Below are 15,049 nucleotides of genomic sequence, written 5' to 3'. Positions count from 1 at the left end.
ACAACATTGTGTACAGATGCTGGCGCAAAAGCAATTTCTGTGGGCCGTTCTGATCGATTTTCCGGCGCTGATTGAACAGAAGGCATAAACAGCGGTTCTGCTGGCTCTTTTTTAACTAAATCTTCAACCGGTGAGAAGTTATTCAAAATCGATAAACTCTCCAGAGCAGAGAACTCTTTTTCTTCTTGGTGATTTTGGTCCTGATAACGTTTATGTTGCGGCTGCTCAACGGCCTGTTTAACAATCTCTGCTCCTGTTTGAGGCCGATTTTCCGTCTCAAATGGGTTTTGGTTTACATGAGGCTGGATTGAAGCCTGTTCTTCTGTATCCGCCGTAATACGATAACGCTCACGCTGTTGTGCAAGAAACTGTTGACGCAGCAACGCTTCTTGCTGCTTATCAGACTCAACATCATCACCCGATCCATCTACTTGCTGTTTAACTTCCTCTTCACGCTGTTGTTCTGCAAGACGTTGCGAGGGAACTTTGATGCCATACAGTTCACGGCGGGTTGGAATACGGACAGGATTAGGACGAGGTAGTTCTGGCCCGATTCCTTGTTTAACCTGTGAGTTGCCTGTTATAACCGTTGCAGAGGTTGTTGTTGCTACAACATTCTTTGGTTCTGTTTCAGGCATGAAAGTGAAGGTATCACTGCCATCCTGGCGATTTCCGACGGGTTCAAATGTTGGCGTCGCTTCACGATTAAATTCAGATATAGGCTCCAAATGGTACTCAGCAGGAGTTTCAAACACATAACGAATAGGTTCGTCGTTATTCTTTTCACTCTCTTCCATTAATGACTGAGGCCGAACTATATCATCAGATGTATTGAGCTGAATTTCCGGTTCAACAGCAATATCAGCCATATTAATGGTGGGAATATCCGTTGGCTGTTCTTGTTCGATTTCTGTTTTCACTGATTCTGGCTCATCCAGTTCAGTTTTTGCTAACTCTGCGGCTGAAGGTGCGGTAAATAACACATCATCATGATCAATATCGACCGCTGTGAATTCAGATTCTGTTTTATCATCGGCGAGATTTTCCCGCGCAATAGCCGTTTCTTCGTATGGCGTATATTCCTGTTCATGACGACTACGATTGGTAATAAATCCTATTGCTCCCAGAATCACGGCCCCTGTTTTTTCAGCAATCGTTAACCATGACCAGCCAGTAAATAACGTAAATCCAATTGCCCAAATACACAACAATACCAAAGTTGCGCCCAATTCATTAAACCAAGGCAACATCGCACTACTAAACAGACTGCCAATAATACCGCCGGAAGCAAAGTAATGGAGATCGTCAACATTCAGCGCCGCTAATCCACATGAAGTTAAGATGATTGCCAATGCGCCAATAACGCGCAAAGCCAGCGCAAAGAAATCGACATACTCTCGGTCATCATGTTGCCTAAAAGCACTCCAGCAACCCAACATCATCACGGGGGGAATAGCGTAAGCTAGAATACCAAATGCAGAAAATAGCGTATCGGCCAGCCATGCGCCAACACTCCCTCCCAAATTATGCACCGGCTCATGCCATGCAGTCTGAGACCAACTGGGATCAGAAGGGTTAAAACTGACAAGCGCGACCATTAGATAAGCCGCTAAGATAACAATGACAAGCAACACAGCTTCTAACAGCCTGCGCCCACTATTCAGTCTCTTTAACTGAATATTTTTATCTTCTGTATATTCCTGGCTCAAGAAAGGCTCTCCAGGTTTCCTGTTGATTTAACGGAACAACGCCGAGATAGCTCAGCGTTGAAACTGTATGCATAAACAGGAGTGTACCTAAGTTTTTCCAGTTTTGCACCTGTACATTTTTGGTAAGATTTTAGCGCGTCTTAATGACCAGACGGTTGCTCTGCTTAACTTCTTCCATTACAACATATGTGCGGGTGTCATTAACACCTGGCAAACGCAACAAAGTTTCGCCTAGCAACTTACGATAAGCTGACATGTCTGGTACGCGGGTTTTCAATAGATAGTCGAAATCACCGGAAACCAAGTGACATTCCTGAATCTCTTCCAATTTTTGTACAGCAGCATTGAATTGTTCAAAAACATCTGGAGCGCCACGGTTTAAAGTAATTTCAACAAATACCAGCAAAGATGCATCCAAATAGTGAGGATTCAGCAATGCCGTGTATCCAGTAATAAACCCTTGACGTTCCAGACGACGAACACGCTCCAGGCACGGGGTTGGAGACAAACCTACCCGTTTAGACAGTTCTACGTTAGAAATTCGCCCATCTTTTTGTAGCTCATTTAGGATATTACGATCTATGCGATCAAGATCTTTTCCCGGACGTTTTTTATTATCTATCATCTTGTTGATCTCTCTTTATTTTCCTACACCCATAACATTTTCCCCTATCTCTCTAAGTTTGAGTTGGAAAAGATGTCTTAAAGTTAAAGCCTCGCTCTATCAGCGTAAAGCAGCTCACAGGCCATTTTGTAATGCTACACAAAAGAGGATTATCCACATGTCGATTTTTATAGAAACGAATTTAGCGAGGTGGATAATTATCTCTTACAGTGATGTTTTCGCAAATGCACAGCCGATTGTCAAAGTAAATGAGCAAAAATCAGAACAACCTGTGGAACAAATTTTCAGTTAATCGTTTCGATAGTCTACCATTAATTGAAAACGAGCAAATGATATCCAAACAGCACTAAAAGAACACTTTTCTCAGGTTAAAGTCATTATTAGTTAATATCTATCGGTAAAATCGTTAGTAACATGAGTCTTTTAGCTTTTTTTACCCTCCTATTTCTCCTACAATCGCTCGATATTCGATTAGGTGATAAATGGAATGAGGTATTTATGAGCACCGCCAAACACCACAAACTCATTATTCTTGGCTCCGGTCCAGCAGGCTATACTGCCGCGGTTTACGCTGCCCGAGCAAATTTAAATCCGGTTCTTATTACCGGGGTTGAAAGAGGCGGTCAGTTGACTACAACCACCGAGGTCGAAAACTGGCCTGGCGATCCGGAAGGTCTGACCGGCCCTGGGTTAATGGAACGCATGCACCAACATGCTGAAAAATTCCAAACCGAAATCATTTCTGACCATATTCAAAAAGTCGATCTGCAAAGCCGGCCTTTGCGCCTTTATGGTGATGAACAAGAATATACCTGTGACGCACTGATTATCGCAACAGGCGCTTCTGCCCGTTATTTAGGTTTACCTTCTGAAGAGGCATTCAAAGGTCGTGGTATTTCAGCCTGTGCAACCTGTGATGGTTTCTTTTATCGTAACCAGAAAGTCGCCGTTGTCGGCGGCGGTAATACCGCCGTAGAAGAAGCCTTATATCTGGCAAATATTGCAGCGGAAGTCCACCTAATTCATCGCCGTGATACTTTCCGTTCAGAGAAGATCCTAATCGGTCGCCTGATGGATAAAGTCAAAAATGGCAATATCATCCTGCACACCGATCGTATTCTGGATGAAGTACTTGGTGATGATATGGGCGTTACTGGTGTTCGCCTACGCGATACCAAAAGTGGCTCTACAGAAGAATTGGCTGTTACCGGCACATTCATTGCTATCGGCCATACTCCCAATACTGCTATCTTTGCAGGCCAATTAGAACTGGATAATGGTTACATCAAAGTTCAATCCGGTTTGCAGGGTAACGCCACTCAGACTTCAATTCCCGGTGTATTCGCCGCCGGTGACGTCATGGACCATACCTACCGCCAGGCAATTACGTCCGCCGGTACAGGTTGTATGGCAGCCCTTGACGCAGAACGTTTTCTGGATGGGCTAGCCGATAAATAAATTCTTTTTCTTTCAAGGCGCTATTTCGGTAGCGCCTTTTAACATGTAACATATCAGCAGGATGCTGACACATAGGATATGTCCAGCCTTTTGGTACACCATACCCTCACCTGCTAGATTAGAATTTTTTTCTATGGACAAAATAAGACAGTATGAATTGGTTCGCTGGCTGAAACAGCAAAGTGCCCCAGCCCAACGCTGGCTCCGCCTGTCCATGTTACTCGGCTTAATCAGTGGATTGTTGATTATCATTCAAGCTTGGTTACTAGCCTCAATTCTGCAAGCTTTAATCATGGATAACCTTTCGCGTGAGCACATTTCGAACGAATTTTGGTTGCTAGCAGCCACCTTTGCGCTACGGGCAATCATCAGTGCTATTCGGGAACGGATCGGTTTCATCTGTGGTAAAGTCGTGCGTCAGAAAATCCGCGCTATGGTATTGGATAAGCTTGAGCAACTTGGCCCAGTGTGGGTTAAAGGTAAACCAGCCGGTAGCTGGGCAACCATTATTCTTGAGCAGATAGAAAATATGCAGGATTATTATTCCCGCTATCTGCCGCAGATGTCTCTTGCCGTCATGATCCCTATTCTTATCCTGATCACCCTATTCCCGGTTAACTGGGCTGCCGGGCTAATTTTATTCGCGACGGCTCCGCTGATTCCCTTGTTTATGGCACTGGTTGGTTTAGGCGCCGCAGACGCTAATCGGCGTAATTTTGTCGCGCTAAGCCGGTTAAGCGGTAATTTCCTGGATCGGCTACGTGGGCTGGAAACGTTGCGCCTGTTTTATCGCGGCAAGGCAGAAGCACAACAAATCAGCGAATCCACCGAAAATTTCCGTCTTAGGACGATGGAAGTGCTGAGGTTAGCATTCCTTTCTTCCGCGGTACTGGAATTCTTTGCTGCCATTTCTATTGCTATTGTCGCGGTCTATTTTGGTTTCTCCTATCTGGGGGAGCTTAATTTTGGCAGTTATGGGATGGGCGTTACCCTGTTTGCCGGTTTTCTGGTGTTAACCCTTGCCCCGGAATTTTTCCAGCCATTACGCGATCTGGGTACTTATTATCACGCTAAAGCACAGGCGGTTGGCGCCGCAGAAGCGTTAGTGACTTTATTGAGCAGCGATGGCGAACATGCGCCTGCCGGCGGTGATAAGACGCTAAATACCCAAGATTCATTGACCATCATTGCTAATGATCTGGAAATTTTGGCCCACGATGGCAACCGGCTTGCTGGCCCATTGAATTTTACTATAGAGAAAAATCAACGGGTGGCATTAGTTGGCCCAAGCGGAGCAGGTAAAAGTTCCCTCTTGAATTTACTGTTAAGGTTCCTGCCCTATCGTGGCTCAATACAAATTAATGGCGTTGAGTTGCGCGAGTTGGATCTACAGAGATGGCGTAATCAACTGAGTTGGGTTGGGCAAAATCCACATCTGCCTGAGCAGACTTTGCTTGATAATATTCGCCTGAACCAACCTAATGCCAATCAACAGCAAATCCATCAGGTTATGGAACAAGCATATGTCACCGAATTCATTCATGGTTTACCCGATGGGCTGAATACTATCATCGGTGATAATGCTGCACGATTATCCGTTGGTCAGGCCCAACGTATCGCTGTTGCCCGTGCCCTATTGAAACCCTGCCAGTTATTATTACTGGATGAGCCTGCCGCCAGTCTGGACGCACATAGCGAACAACGGGTTATGGAAACACTCAATCAGGCATCTCATCATCAGACAACCCTGTTAGTTACCCACCAATTGGAAGAAACGCTGGAATATGATCAGATTTTGGTCATGGAAAAGGGGTTAATTATCGAACAGGGAGATTACCAGACTTTAAGCCAATCTCAAGGGGTATTCACCCGTCTGTTATCCCATCGAAGTAAGGAGCTGTAATCATGCAGGTATTGCTTCCTTTTCTGGCGCTCTATCGCCGTCATTGGTTTCTTATCAGTTTAGGCATGGTTCTGGCTGTTGTTACACTACTCGCCAGTATAAGTTTATTGACCCTCTCTGGCTGGTTCCTTGCAGGCGCAGCACTAGCAGGTCTTGCCGGTTATACATTCAACTATATGCTACCGGCTGCGGGTGTCCGAGGCTCTGCCATTCTTCGAACTGCCGGGCGCTATGCTGAACGGTTGGTTAGCCATGACGCCACTTTCCGGGTACTGGCACATTTACGGATTTTTGCTTTTCAGAAAATTTTGCCGCTTTCACCGGGAGGAATAGCTCGTTTTCGTCAAGGCGAATTATTAAACCGGTTAGTCGCTGATGTTGAAACATTAGATCACCTCTATTTACGGGTGATTTCACCCATATTATCAGCTTTTATCGTTATTATAGTTCTCACTTTCGGCCTTGGTTTTCTGGATCTCACATTAGCCTATACTCTTGGCGGTATTATGCTAGCCCTGTTGATCCTGCTGCCATTGGTATTTTATAACGCCGGTAAATCCGTCGGCCGCGATCTGACTATTCTGCGAGGCCAATACCGCACTCAACTCACCGCAGCGTTGCAAGGGCAAGCCGAATTGATGGTGTTCGGTGCTGTCGGTCGTTTTCGCAAGTCAATGGCCGATATTGAGTCACGTTGGTTACAGCGCCAGCAGCAGCAAGCTAACCTGACTGGTTTGTCACAGGCAATCATGATTTTTGCCACCGGTATGACTGTCACATTGATCTTATGGCTGGCAGCTAACGACGTAGGGGGAAACAACCAACCGGGAGCATTAATCGCACTGTTTGTTTTCTGTTCTCTTGCAGCGTTTGAGAGTCTGGGCCCTGTCACGGTTGCATTCCAACATCTGGGGCAAGTCATTACCTCTGCAACCCGTGTTTCTCAATTGATGCAACAAAAACCGGAAGTAGCGTTTCCTACATCAGGGCCGGAAAGTTCAGCGCAAGCTAGTATTGATATTAAAAATATCAGTTTCACCTATCCTGATCAGCCAATGGCTGTTCTGAAAAATGTTTCTCTCTGCCTGAAAGCGGGAGAGCATATTGCGCTGTTAGGCAAAACCGGTTGTGGTAAATCTACCTTGTTACAATTACTGACCCGAGCTTGGGATGTTGATTCAGGCACAATCTGTCTGAATCAACATCCCATTAGCGCTTATGACGAATCAACTCTGCGCAGTATGATATCGGTTGTTTCACAACGTGTGCATGTGTTCAGTCATACTTTGCGCCAGAATTTATTACTAGCAAAACCCAATGCAGCCGATGATCAACTGGAAACTGTGCTGAAACAGGTAGGTTTAAGCAATCTACTAGAAACTGATGAGGGGCTAAATTGCTGGATGGGCGAAGGTGGTCGCCAGTTGTCAGGCGGTGAACAGCGCCGCTTGGGCATTGCCAGAGCGTTGCTGCACTCTGCGCCACTGATGTTGCTGGATGAACCTACTGAAGGGCTCGATGCGGACACTGAACAGCAAATTCTGTCTCTACTGCGTCAGCACTGTCAGCATAAGTCATTAATTATTGTCACCCACCGCCTGTACGGGCTTGATCATATGGATCGTATTTACGTCATGGATAGCGGCACCATTATTGAACAAGGTCAACATGATGAATTACTGACTCAGCAAGGTCGCTATTATCAGTTTCATCAACGGCAACATCAAATTCGCCTTGAACCGGAGCAGTAACACACGATGCCAATAACTCAACTGGATACTAATTCATATGATTTCCCTCACCCCAAAGAGGCATTAATCGAGCCTAATGGCCTACTAGCGGTAGGAGGGGATTTATCTGCTAAACGATTAAATGCGGCTTACCATCAAGGCATTTTCCCTTGGTTTTTACCCAGTGAAGTGCCACTTTGGTGGTCCCCCGACCCACGTGCGGTAATCATTCCGGGTGAATTGCATATCGGCCGAACATTACGTCGGTTTCTGCGCAATCACCCATACCGTATTACGGTGAATTATGCCTTTGAACAGGTGGTTTATTTCTGCGCTCAACGGCATGAAGGAACATGGATAGGCCGGGATATCCAACAAGGTTATCAGAAATTACATCAGGCAGGACAAGCGCATTCAATAGAAGTCTGGCACGATGAACGGATTGTTGGTGGTTTGTACGGTGTTAGCGTTGGTACACTATTCTGCGGTGAGTCTATGTTTAGCAGAATGGAAAATGCATCCAAATGCGCACTCATCGCCTTCTATCACCATTTTCTGCGACACGGTGGTAAACTATTGGACTGTCAAGTGCTTAACCATCACACAGCATCACTAGGCGCAAAAGAGATCCCCAGGGAGGAATTTATTCAATATCTTTATCAATTCAGAAATCGGTCATTAAGACTCGGTTGCTGGTCACAACAAGTACTGGAATTATAATCAACATTTGACCGATTCATGTTGATCATAACGTAAATATCACCATGCACCATTTGCAAAATAGCGGGTTAAAATACAACATTCCTTTACATAATGCGGGTTTTTCGGCATTATCTTGCCCGTTAAAAACGATGGTTATTAAACTTAGAGGATTAGATGGCCAAAGAAGACAATATTGAAATGCAAGGTACCGTGCTAGACACGCTACCAAACACTATGTTCCGCGTTGAGTTAGAAAACGGGCACGTAGTCACTGCTCACATCTCAGGTAAAATGCGTAAAAACTACATCCGCATCCTGACAGGCGACAAGGTTACAGTTGAGCTGACCCCATATGACCTGAGCAAAGGCCGTATCGTCTTCCGTAGCCGCTGATTCATTACCGTTTTCAGGTATTACACCACAGGTAGCAACTTTGTATTTAACAACGTTGTACTCACCTGTGGTGTCGCTCTTTATTAGTGCACTACATCTTCCGGCTTCTGCTTATAAGCACTGCTGAAATCATAAGTCAGTACGCGTTTTACCTTATCCAGGCCAATACTTACCGAGCCACCGTGAACTAATGAGCCGAACAGAAGTTCATTTGCCAACGGTTTTTTCAAGCTATCTTGAATAACCCGCGCCATTGGACGAGCACCCATTGCTCTATCATAGCCTTTATCACATAACCATTGACGAGCATCCACGCTGACCTCCAGCGAAACGCCTTTTTCATCCAATTGTGCCTGCAAGGCGACAATGAACTTATCAACTACCTGTTGAATAACCTCGATAGAAAGCGTATTAAACCAGATGATGCCATCAAGACGGTTACGGAATTCCGGTGTAAACACTTTCTTAATCTCTTCCATTGCATCAGAGCTGTTATCCTGCTGCTTAAATCCAATGGATTTGCGCTGCGTTTCACGTACCCCCGCATTCGTTGTCATGACTAAAATGACGTTACGAAAATCCGCTTTGCGACCGTTATTATCAGTCAGAGTACCGTTATCCATGACTTGCAATAACAGGTTAAATACATCTGGATGTGCTTTTTCAATCTCATCAAGCAGCAATACTGAATGAGGATGTTTAATCACAGCATCAGTAAGCAACCCTCCTTGATCAAAACCAACATATCCCGGCGGCGCGCCAATTAAACGACTTACTGTATGGCGCTCCATATATTCTGACATATCAAAACGCAATAATTTGATATTCAGCACCTTCGCAAGCTGTACGGTGACTTCCGTTTTCCCCACGCCTGTCGGACCTGCAAGCAGGAAAGAGCCCACCGGTTTATTATCCTGACCCAACCCTGCACGACTCATCTTAATGGCTTCGGTCAATGCCGCAATCGCAGTATCCTGACCAAATACCAACATTTTCAGTCGCTCATCCAGTGTTCTTAGAACATCTTTATCACTGGCAGAAACGGTTTTTTCAGGAATACGAGCAATCCGAGCAACGACGAATTCAATATCCGACACATTAATCGTTTTTTTACGGCGACTAATCGGCACCAGACGGGTACGCGCCCCGGCTTCATCAATCACGTCGAGCGCCTTATCCGGCAAGTGGCGATCAGTAATGTATTTCACTGATAAGTCAACCGCAGCACGGATAGCTTTCGTGGTATAACGTACATCATGGTGCGCTTCATATTTCGGCCGCAACCCTTTAATAATCTGTATCGTCTCTTCGGGTGAAGGCTCAACAATATCAATCTTCTGAAAACGACGCGCTAACGCCCGATCTTTTTCAAAAATATTACTGAATTCATGATAAGTCGTAGAACCAATCACTCTGATACGTCCACTAGATAACAATGGCTTAATCAGATTAGCTGCATCTACCTGCCCCCCTGACGCGGCGCCCGCGCCGATAATGGTATGAATTTCATCTATAAATAGAATACTTTTCTTATCCTGTTCAAGGGTTTTTAATAATGCTTTGAAGCGCTTCTCAAAATCACCACGATATTTAGTTCCCGCCAGCAATGAACCAATATCCAGCGAATAAATCGTACAATCAGCCATCACTTCCGGTACATCTTTTTGCACAATCCGCCATGCCAGTCCTTCTGCAATGGCTGTCTTACCGACCCCCGACTCTCCGACCAACAATGGGTTGTTTTTCCGACGACGACACAATACCTGGATTGTTCTTTCCAACTCATCCTGACGGCCAATCAATGGATCAATCTGCCCTCTTTGAGCAAGCTGATTCAGATTAGTTGTAAAATTTTCTAACCGATCCTCACCTGTAGAGTGCTCTTCCGCAGATTGCGCGCCTGTCTCCTGATGATCCGATTCAGTGTCCTCTTTTTGAGTTCCGTGAGAAATGAAATTAACCACATCCAGACGACTAACATCATGTTTACGCAACAAATAAGCAGCTTGAGACTCCTGTTCGCTAAAGATAGCCACCAGCACATTAGCACCAGAAACTTCTGAACGCCCAGAGGATTGAACATGAAATACCGCGCGCTGAAGAACACGTTGAAAACTCAACGTCGGCTGAGTCTCCCGTTCATCATTTTCAGGTAACAACGGTGTCGTTTGTGAAATAAAATTCTCCAGCTCCTTACGCAATTGAGCCAGATTGACCTTGCAGGCTTCCAATGCTTCACGCGCTGATGAATTACTTAACAACGCCAGCAATAGGTGCTCCACAGTCATAAACTCGTGTCTGTTATCCCGTGCTTTAGCAAAGGCAATATTAAGACTAAGTTCAAGCTCTTGGTTGAGCATAGGCACCTCCCCCTAAAATCAGTATACCTGGTCAGATTTTTTCCAGCGTACAAAGTAATGGATGCCCGTGCTCCCTGGCATACATATTTACCTGAGCCGCTTTAGTTTCTGCCACCTCAGCAGTATAAACCCCACAAACAGCCTTCCCTTGATAGTGGACATCCAACATTAACTGCGTTGCACGTTCAATATCATAAGAAAAGAACTTTCGTAATACGTCAACTACAAACTCCATCGGAGTGTAATCATCATTGTTAAGAATAACCCGATACATTGACGGCGGCTGCAATTTTTGCTGTCGTTCATTCTTAACGGATTCCTTAATTTTCAAACTGTTATGATACTCGCTCATTATTTTCCCAACAGGATTAATCTCTAACACCAGCCACTGCCAGCAAACAAATTATATTGCCATTTATCTTATCATTCTCTGAGCAACTCCTTTTACCACAGACTATTCCTCTATGAAAACTCGGCATAAAAGTGAATGAACGAAACTCATATCGTTATCTATATCAAACTTTAGTCATTCAAAACAACCAGACATTTGTTCTGTACTTGACGAGAATTTGATTTTTACTACAGTATGTTTTGTGAACAAACATAGATAATGTCACTGTTTACATGTGATTGTTTACGACTGTTATATTAATGGCTCATCTCAACCGAAATTATTAAACGAGGGATGTAGAAGTATGGAGACAGGTACTGTTAAGTGGTTCAATAATGCTAAGGGCTTTGGATTTATTTGCCCGGCAAGCGGCGGAGAAGATATATTCGCTCATTACTCAACTATTCAGATGGACGGTTACCGGACACTGAAAGCGGGTCAGAAAGTGAATTTCAGCGTTCACCAAGGCCCAAAGGGAAATCATGCCAGTATTATTGTTCCCCTTGAAAACGAACCCAAAGGCTAAATAGCCTGGCCTGTGGGTTATAACCAGGTATTATTCACACGCCGCTGGTCATTACCAGCGGCGTAACGTTATTTCATTGCCACTTATTCTCTTGCCAACGCTTCTATCGGATCAAGGCGAGCAGCATTACGGGCCGGTAGAAACCCAAATATCACGCCAATTGCGGTAGAACAGGCGAAAGCACTGAGTAAGGCTATGGGCTGGAAAACAAAATGCCAACCGGGCAGCGCCAGTTGAGCAATCAATGCAATCGTATAAGAGAGTACAATGCCCAAAACACCGCCAACCAGACAAACCAAAATAGCTTCTATCAGAAACTGCTGCATCACATCACTGGTTCTGGCGCCTACTGCCATACGGATACCGATCTCTCTTGTACGTTCAGTCACTGAAACTAACATAATGTTCATAACGCCAATACCGCCAACTATCAGTGAAATTACCGCCACCATCGTCAAAAACAGTTGTAAAGTATGGGCTGTTTTTTCCGCCGCTTTTACCATCAGGTCCACGTTATAGGTGAAAACATCCTTTTTCCCGTGGCGCAAAGTGAGCAACTGAACAATCTTCTTTTCTATATCCTTAGAGTTATAACCATCCTTTATTCTGACAGTAATTGAATCCAAATAATTTCGATTCATCAGACGGCTGGTCATTGTGCTATGAGGCAACCAGACATGTAATGATTTGCTACTGCCAAACGTCGCTCTCTTATCAGATACCACTCCCACAATTGTGGCCGGCATATTACCCACCAGGATCACCTCCCCAATCACATTTTTCTGGTGAGGAAACAGCTTACGCTGAGTATTGTCATCAATAACCACAACTTGCCCCTGACGGCGTATCATATCCAATGAGAATCCCATTCCTTGGGCAAAACGCAGAGCATAAACCTGAAAAAACTCATCGCCAACGCCAGTCACTCTCGAAGCAACATCAATGTTCCCTTTACGAAGGCGCATTTGTCCCTCAATTTCTGGCGAAACCGCCAGAATATAGGGCTGCGCTTTAATCGCGTCTGAATCCTCTATTTTCAGTGCTTGCATACTGACCGGATCATCAAGGCCAAAATCTTCTCCTGGATAAATATCAATAGTATTCGTCGCAATCTCTTTAATATCGGATAACACCGATGCCCTAGCCGCATCTCCGATAACCAAAATAGTCACGACAGAAGCAATACCAATGATAATCCCCAACATGGTCAGTAAAGTTCGCATCTTGTTGGCAATCATCGCCCGCCAAGCCATGAATAAAGCTTCATTAAACCGCCCAAAGGTCTGGCGTATCGACGATATTTTTGATGTTAACGATGGAGTCTGAGTGACTTTTCTACTTATTCGTGTGCCGGAGTCACTCATAATGTGACCATCTTTGATCTCAATAATCCTCTGTGCCTGCGCCGCAATTTTCGGATCATGAGTGACAATAATGACGGTATGCCCTTGTTCACACAGTTGTTTGAGGATTGCCATCACCTCTTCGCCAGAATGGCTATCCAACGCTCCGGTGGGTTCGTCAGCCAAAATGACCTGACCACCATTCATCAACGCCCTGGCGATACTGACCCTCTGCTGCTGTCCACCAGAGAGCTGCCCCGGCTGATAGTAGATTCGCTCTTCAAGCCCTAAACGACCAAGCAACTCTATGGCTCTCTGACGACGTGCTGCCTTAACGGCTCCCGCGTAAATAGCAGGAATTTCCACATTCTGTTCAGCAGTTAAATGAGTCAGTAAATGATAACGCTGAAAAATAAAGCCAAAATGTTCCCGTCTCAGTGCTGCTAGTTGATCATTATTCAGTTCAGCAACATTCTGTCCCGCGACCCGATATTCACCATTACTGGGTTGATCAAGACAACCAAGAATATTCATCAGTGTCGATTTACCCGAGCCTGACGCACCGATAATCGCAACCATCTCACCGGCATAAATAGACAAAGTGACATCATCCAATACTTTTACCTGTTGCTCACCTGCGGGATAACTGCGCTCTATACCTTTCAGCTCAAGTAACGCATTCATTACTCACCCTCTGCTTCATCACTGCGACTAGTAATCACCTGCTCATGTTCTTTCAGACCAGACAGAATTTGTACATTCACATCATTGCGCACGCCAATGGTCACTTCCCGTTTCTCTTCTTTATCGCCATTCAGGATATCCACCTCATAGCGGGTTGGCGTAATCTGTTTACCCAGAGCAGAGATAGGAACCATTAACACACCACGATGGGAATCAAGTTGAATTTTCACTTGGGCAGTCATTTGCAAACGCAAAAGTTGTTGAGGATTAGCCACCTCAAAGCGGGCATAGAAGAAAATGGCATCATTAATCTTTTCTGGCGTCGGCAAAATATCTTTCAGCACCCCTGGAAAATTTTTATCCGGTGCGCCTAATACGGTAAAAGAAGCTTTCTGCCCCGGTTTCAGGTAAATAATATCCGCCTCTGATACTTCCGCTTTTACCAACATCGTGCCAAGATCAGCCAATGTCAAAATGGTCGGGGCTTCCTGCGCCGCAATGACCGTTTGTCCCTGAAGGGTTTTGATATTGACAACAATGCCATCCATTGGCGCAGTAATCCGAGTGTATTGCAAATTAGTTTGAGCAGTATCAAGGCTGGCTTGATTTTTACTGATTTGCGCCAATAAATTTTCTATCTTCGCTCTTTTCACTTCAACGTCTGTTTTAGCCTGATCCAATTCCTGGAGTGAAACCGCCTGCACTTTTGCCAGATTGTTTTGACGCTGTGACGTAAGCCGCGCCAATTTCAATTGTGCCCTAGCCTCTATCAGATCAGCTTTCAATTCTTTGATCGTCGCTTCAACTTCTTTGACTTCGTTTTGCGCCGGTTTAGGATCAATTAATGCCAGTAACTGGCCTTTTGTCACCTTATCGCCCACTTCAACATACAAATTCTGCAACTGACCACTCACCTGCGCCCCAACATCTACTTTTCTGACCGCATCCAGTTTTCCCGTTGCCAGTACATTTTTTTCCAAATCGCCTTTAATAACAGAGACAGTCTGATATTTAATCGTTTCTGGTCCATGCAGAAAATACCCCAGAACCAATGTGATAACAGTCACAATAGCTAACAACACAACCCATCGACGCTTCGAGCGAATAAAATTCATTTAAATATCACCATATTAAGTATTGGATTTAGAGAAATAGTAAAAAACTTATTTCTTGCAATACCACGAAAACCAGGGATTTCCACTTATTCCAGATAGATACCGTTCTC

12 protein-coding genes are annotated in these 15,049 nt (G+C 44.8%); 6 read left to right on the top strand and 6 right to left on the bottom strand.

The features are described from left to right. Positions 1–1,709: DNA translocase FtsK 4TM domain-containing protein (locus tag OO184_RS16880; protein WP_265380168.1), on the bottom strand; the 1,709-nt coding region annotated here is incomplete at its 3' end. A 130-nt stretch (positions 1,710–1,839) separates the two neighbouring features. Beyond that, on the bottom strand, positions 1,840–2,334 hold the full coding sequence (lrp, locus tag OO184_RS16875) for a leucine-responsive transcriptional regulator Lrp (RefSeq protein ID WP_011145896.1): 495 nt from the start codon (positions 2,332–2,334) through the stop codon (positions 1,840–1,842). 498 nt (positions 2,335–2,832) lie between these two features. Here lrp and trxB point away from each other — a divergent pair, with 498 nt between their 5' ends. The 5 genes from trxB to infA all read left to right on the top strand — a co-directional run bounded on the left by trxB (position 2,833) and on the right by infA (position 8,520). Then, the gene (trxB, locus tag OO184_RS16870; RefSeq protein WP_265380167.1) at positions 2,833–3,792 is read left to right on the top strand and encodes a thioredoxin-disulfide reductase; all 960 of its coding nucleotides are present in this window, start codon (positions 2,833–2,835) and stop codon (positions 3,790–3,792) included. Positions 3,793–3,925: 133 nt separating this feature from the next. Beyond that, positions 3,926–5,695 carry a heme ABC transporter permease/ATP-binding protein CydD gene (cydD, locus tag OO184_RS16865; protein ID WP_265380166.1) on the top strand — a complete coding sequence of 590 codons (1,770 nt, stop codon included), beginning with the start codon at positions 3,926–3,928 and terminating at the stop codon, positions 5,693–5,695. Positions 5,696–5,697: 2 nt separating this feature from the next. Next, entirely contained in the window at positions 5,698–7,446 is a 1,749-nt protein-coding gene (gene cydC / locus OO184_RS16860; RefSeq protein ID WP_265380165.1) for a heme ABC transporter ATP-binding protein/permease CydC, read from the top strand. Positions 7,447–7,452: 6 nt separating this feature from the next. Beyond that, complete coding sequence (gene aat, locus OO184_RS16855) at positions 7,453–8,145, top strand: leucyl/phenylalanyl-tRNA--protein transferase (RefSeq protein WP_265380164.1); 693 nt, start codon at positions 7,453–7,455, stop codon at positions 8,143–8,145. Between the two features lie 156 nt (positions 8,146–8,301). Beyond that, positions 8,302–8,520 carry a translation initiation factor IF-1 gene (gene infA, locus OO184_RS16850; protein WP_002211347.1) on the top strand — a complete coding sequence of 73 codons (219 nt, stop codon included), beginning with the start codon at positions 8,302–8,304 and terminating at the stop codon, positions 8,518–8,520. A gap of 83 nt (positions 8,521–8,603) precedes the next feature. On the opposite strand, the gene clpA is transcribed toward infA, so the two are convergent. Then, positions 8,604–10,880 (bottom strand): ATP-dependent Clp protease ATP-binding subunit ClpA, encoded by a 2,277-nt coding sequence (gene clpA / locus OO184_RS16845; protein ID WP_265380163.1) that lies wholly within the window; start codon positions 10,878–10,880, stop codon positions 8,604–8,606. A 31-nt stretch (positions 10,881–10,911) separates the two neighbouring features. Beyond that, on the bottom strand, positions 10,912–11,232 hold the full coding sequence (clpS, locus tag OO184_RS16840; RefSeq protein WP_265380162.1) for an ATP-dependent Clp protease adapter ClpS: 321 nt from the start codon (positions 11,230–11,232) through the stop codon (positions 10,912–10,914). Positions 11,233–11,575: 343 nt separating this feature from the next. Here clpS and cspD point away from each other — a divergent pair, with 343 nt between their 5' ends. Further along, positions 11,576–11,797, top strand: coding sequence for a cold shock-like protein CspD (gene cspD / locus OO184_RS16835; protein ID WP_036814644.1), 222 nt, complete (start codon positions 11,576–11,578; stop codon positions 11,795–11,797). Between the two features lie 83 nt (positions 11,798–11,880). On the opposite strand, the gene macB is transcribed toward cspD, so the two are convergent. Both macB and macA read right to left on the bottom strand, forming a co-directional pair. After that, positions 11,881–13,824 (bottom strand): macrolide ABC transporter ATP-binding protein/permease MacB, encoded by a 1,944-nt coding sequence (macB, locus tag OO184_RS16830; protein WP_265380161.1) that lies wholly within the window; start codon positions 13,822–13,824, stop codon positions 11,881–11,883. Continuing rightward, positions 13,824–14,939: a macrolide transporter subunit MacA gene (gene macA / locus OO184_RS16825; RefSeq protein WP_265380160.1), complete on the bottom strand. Its 1,116-nt coding sequence runs from the start codon at positions 14,937–14,939 to the stop codon at positions 13,824–13,826. Before macA ends, macB begins: the two co-directional genes overlap by 1 nt. Positions 14,940–15,049 lie beyond the last annotated feature (110 nt).

It is taken from the genome of Photorhabdus aballayi (assembly GCF_026153155.1).
GTDB classification, from domain to species: Bacteria; Pseudomonadota; Gammaproteobacteria; order Enterobacterales; family Enterobacteriaceae; genus Photorhabdus; species Photorhabdus luminescens.
The sequence above is the reverse complement of the archived record's forward strand: the minus strand, read 5'-3'. Positions and strand labels throughout refer to the sequence as shown.

What these genes read in the sequence shown, in the direction of transcription:
- lrp (WP_011145896.1), bottom strand. Translation starts at nt 2,334, where the DNA reads ATGATAGATAATAAAAAACGTCCGGGAAAAGATCTTGATCGCATAGAT.
- trxB (WP_265380167.1), top strand. Translation starts at nt 2,833, where the DNA reads ATGAGCACCGCCAAACACCACAAACTCATTATTCTTGGCTCCGGTCCA.
- cydD (WP_265380166.1), top strand. Translation starts at nt 3,926, where the DNA reads ATGGACAAAATAAGACAGTATGAATTGGTTCGCTGGCTGAAACAGCAA.
- cydC (WP_265380165.1), top strand. Translation starts at nt 5,698, where the DNA reads ATGCAGGTATTGCTTCCTTTTCTGGCGCTCTATCGCCGTCATTGGTTT.
- aat (WP_265380164.1), top strand. Translation starts at nt 7,453, where the DNA reads ATGCCAATAACTCAACTGGATACTAATTCATATGATTTCCCTCACCCC.
- infA (WP_002211347.1), top strand. Translation starts at nt 8,302, where the DNA reads ATGGCCAAAGAAGACAATATTGAAATGCAAGGTACCGTGCTAGACACG.
- clpA (WP_265380163.1), bottom strand. Translation starts at nt 10,880, where the DNA reads ATGCTCAACCAAGAGCTTGAACTTAGTCTTAATATTGCCTTTGCTAAA.
- clpS (WP_265380162.1), bottom strand. Translation starts at nt 11,232, where the DNA reads ATGAGCGAGTATCATAACAGTTTGAAAATTAAGGAATCCGTTAAGAAT.
- cspD (WP_036814644.1), top strand. Translation starts at nt 11,576, where the DNA reads ATGGAGACAGGTACTGTTAAGTGGTTCAATAATGCTAAGGGCTTTGGA.
- macB (WP_265380161.1), bottom strand. Translation starts at nt 13,824, where the DNA reads ATGAATGCGTTACTTGAGCTGAAAGGTATAGAGCGCAGTTATCCCGCA.
- macA (WP_265380160.1), bottom strand. Translation starts at nt 14,939, where the DNA reads ATGAATTTTATTCGCTCGAAGCGTCGATGGGTTGTGTTGTTAGCTATT.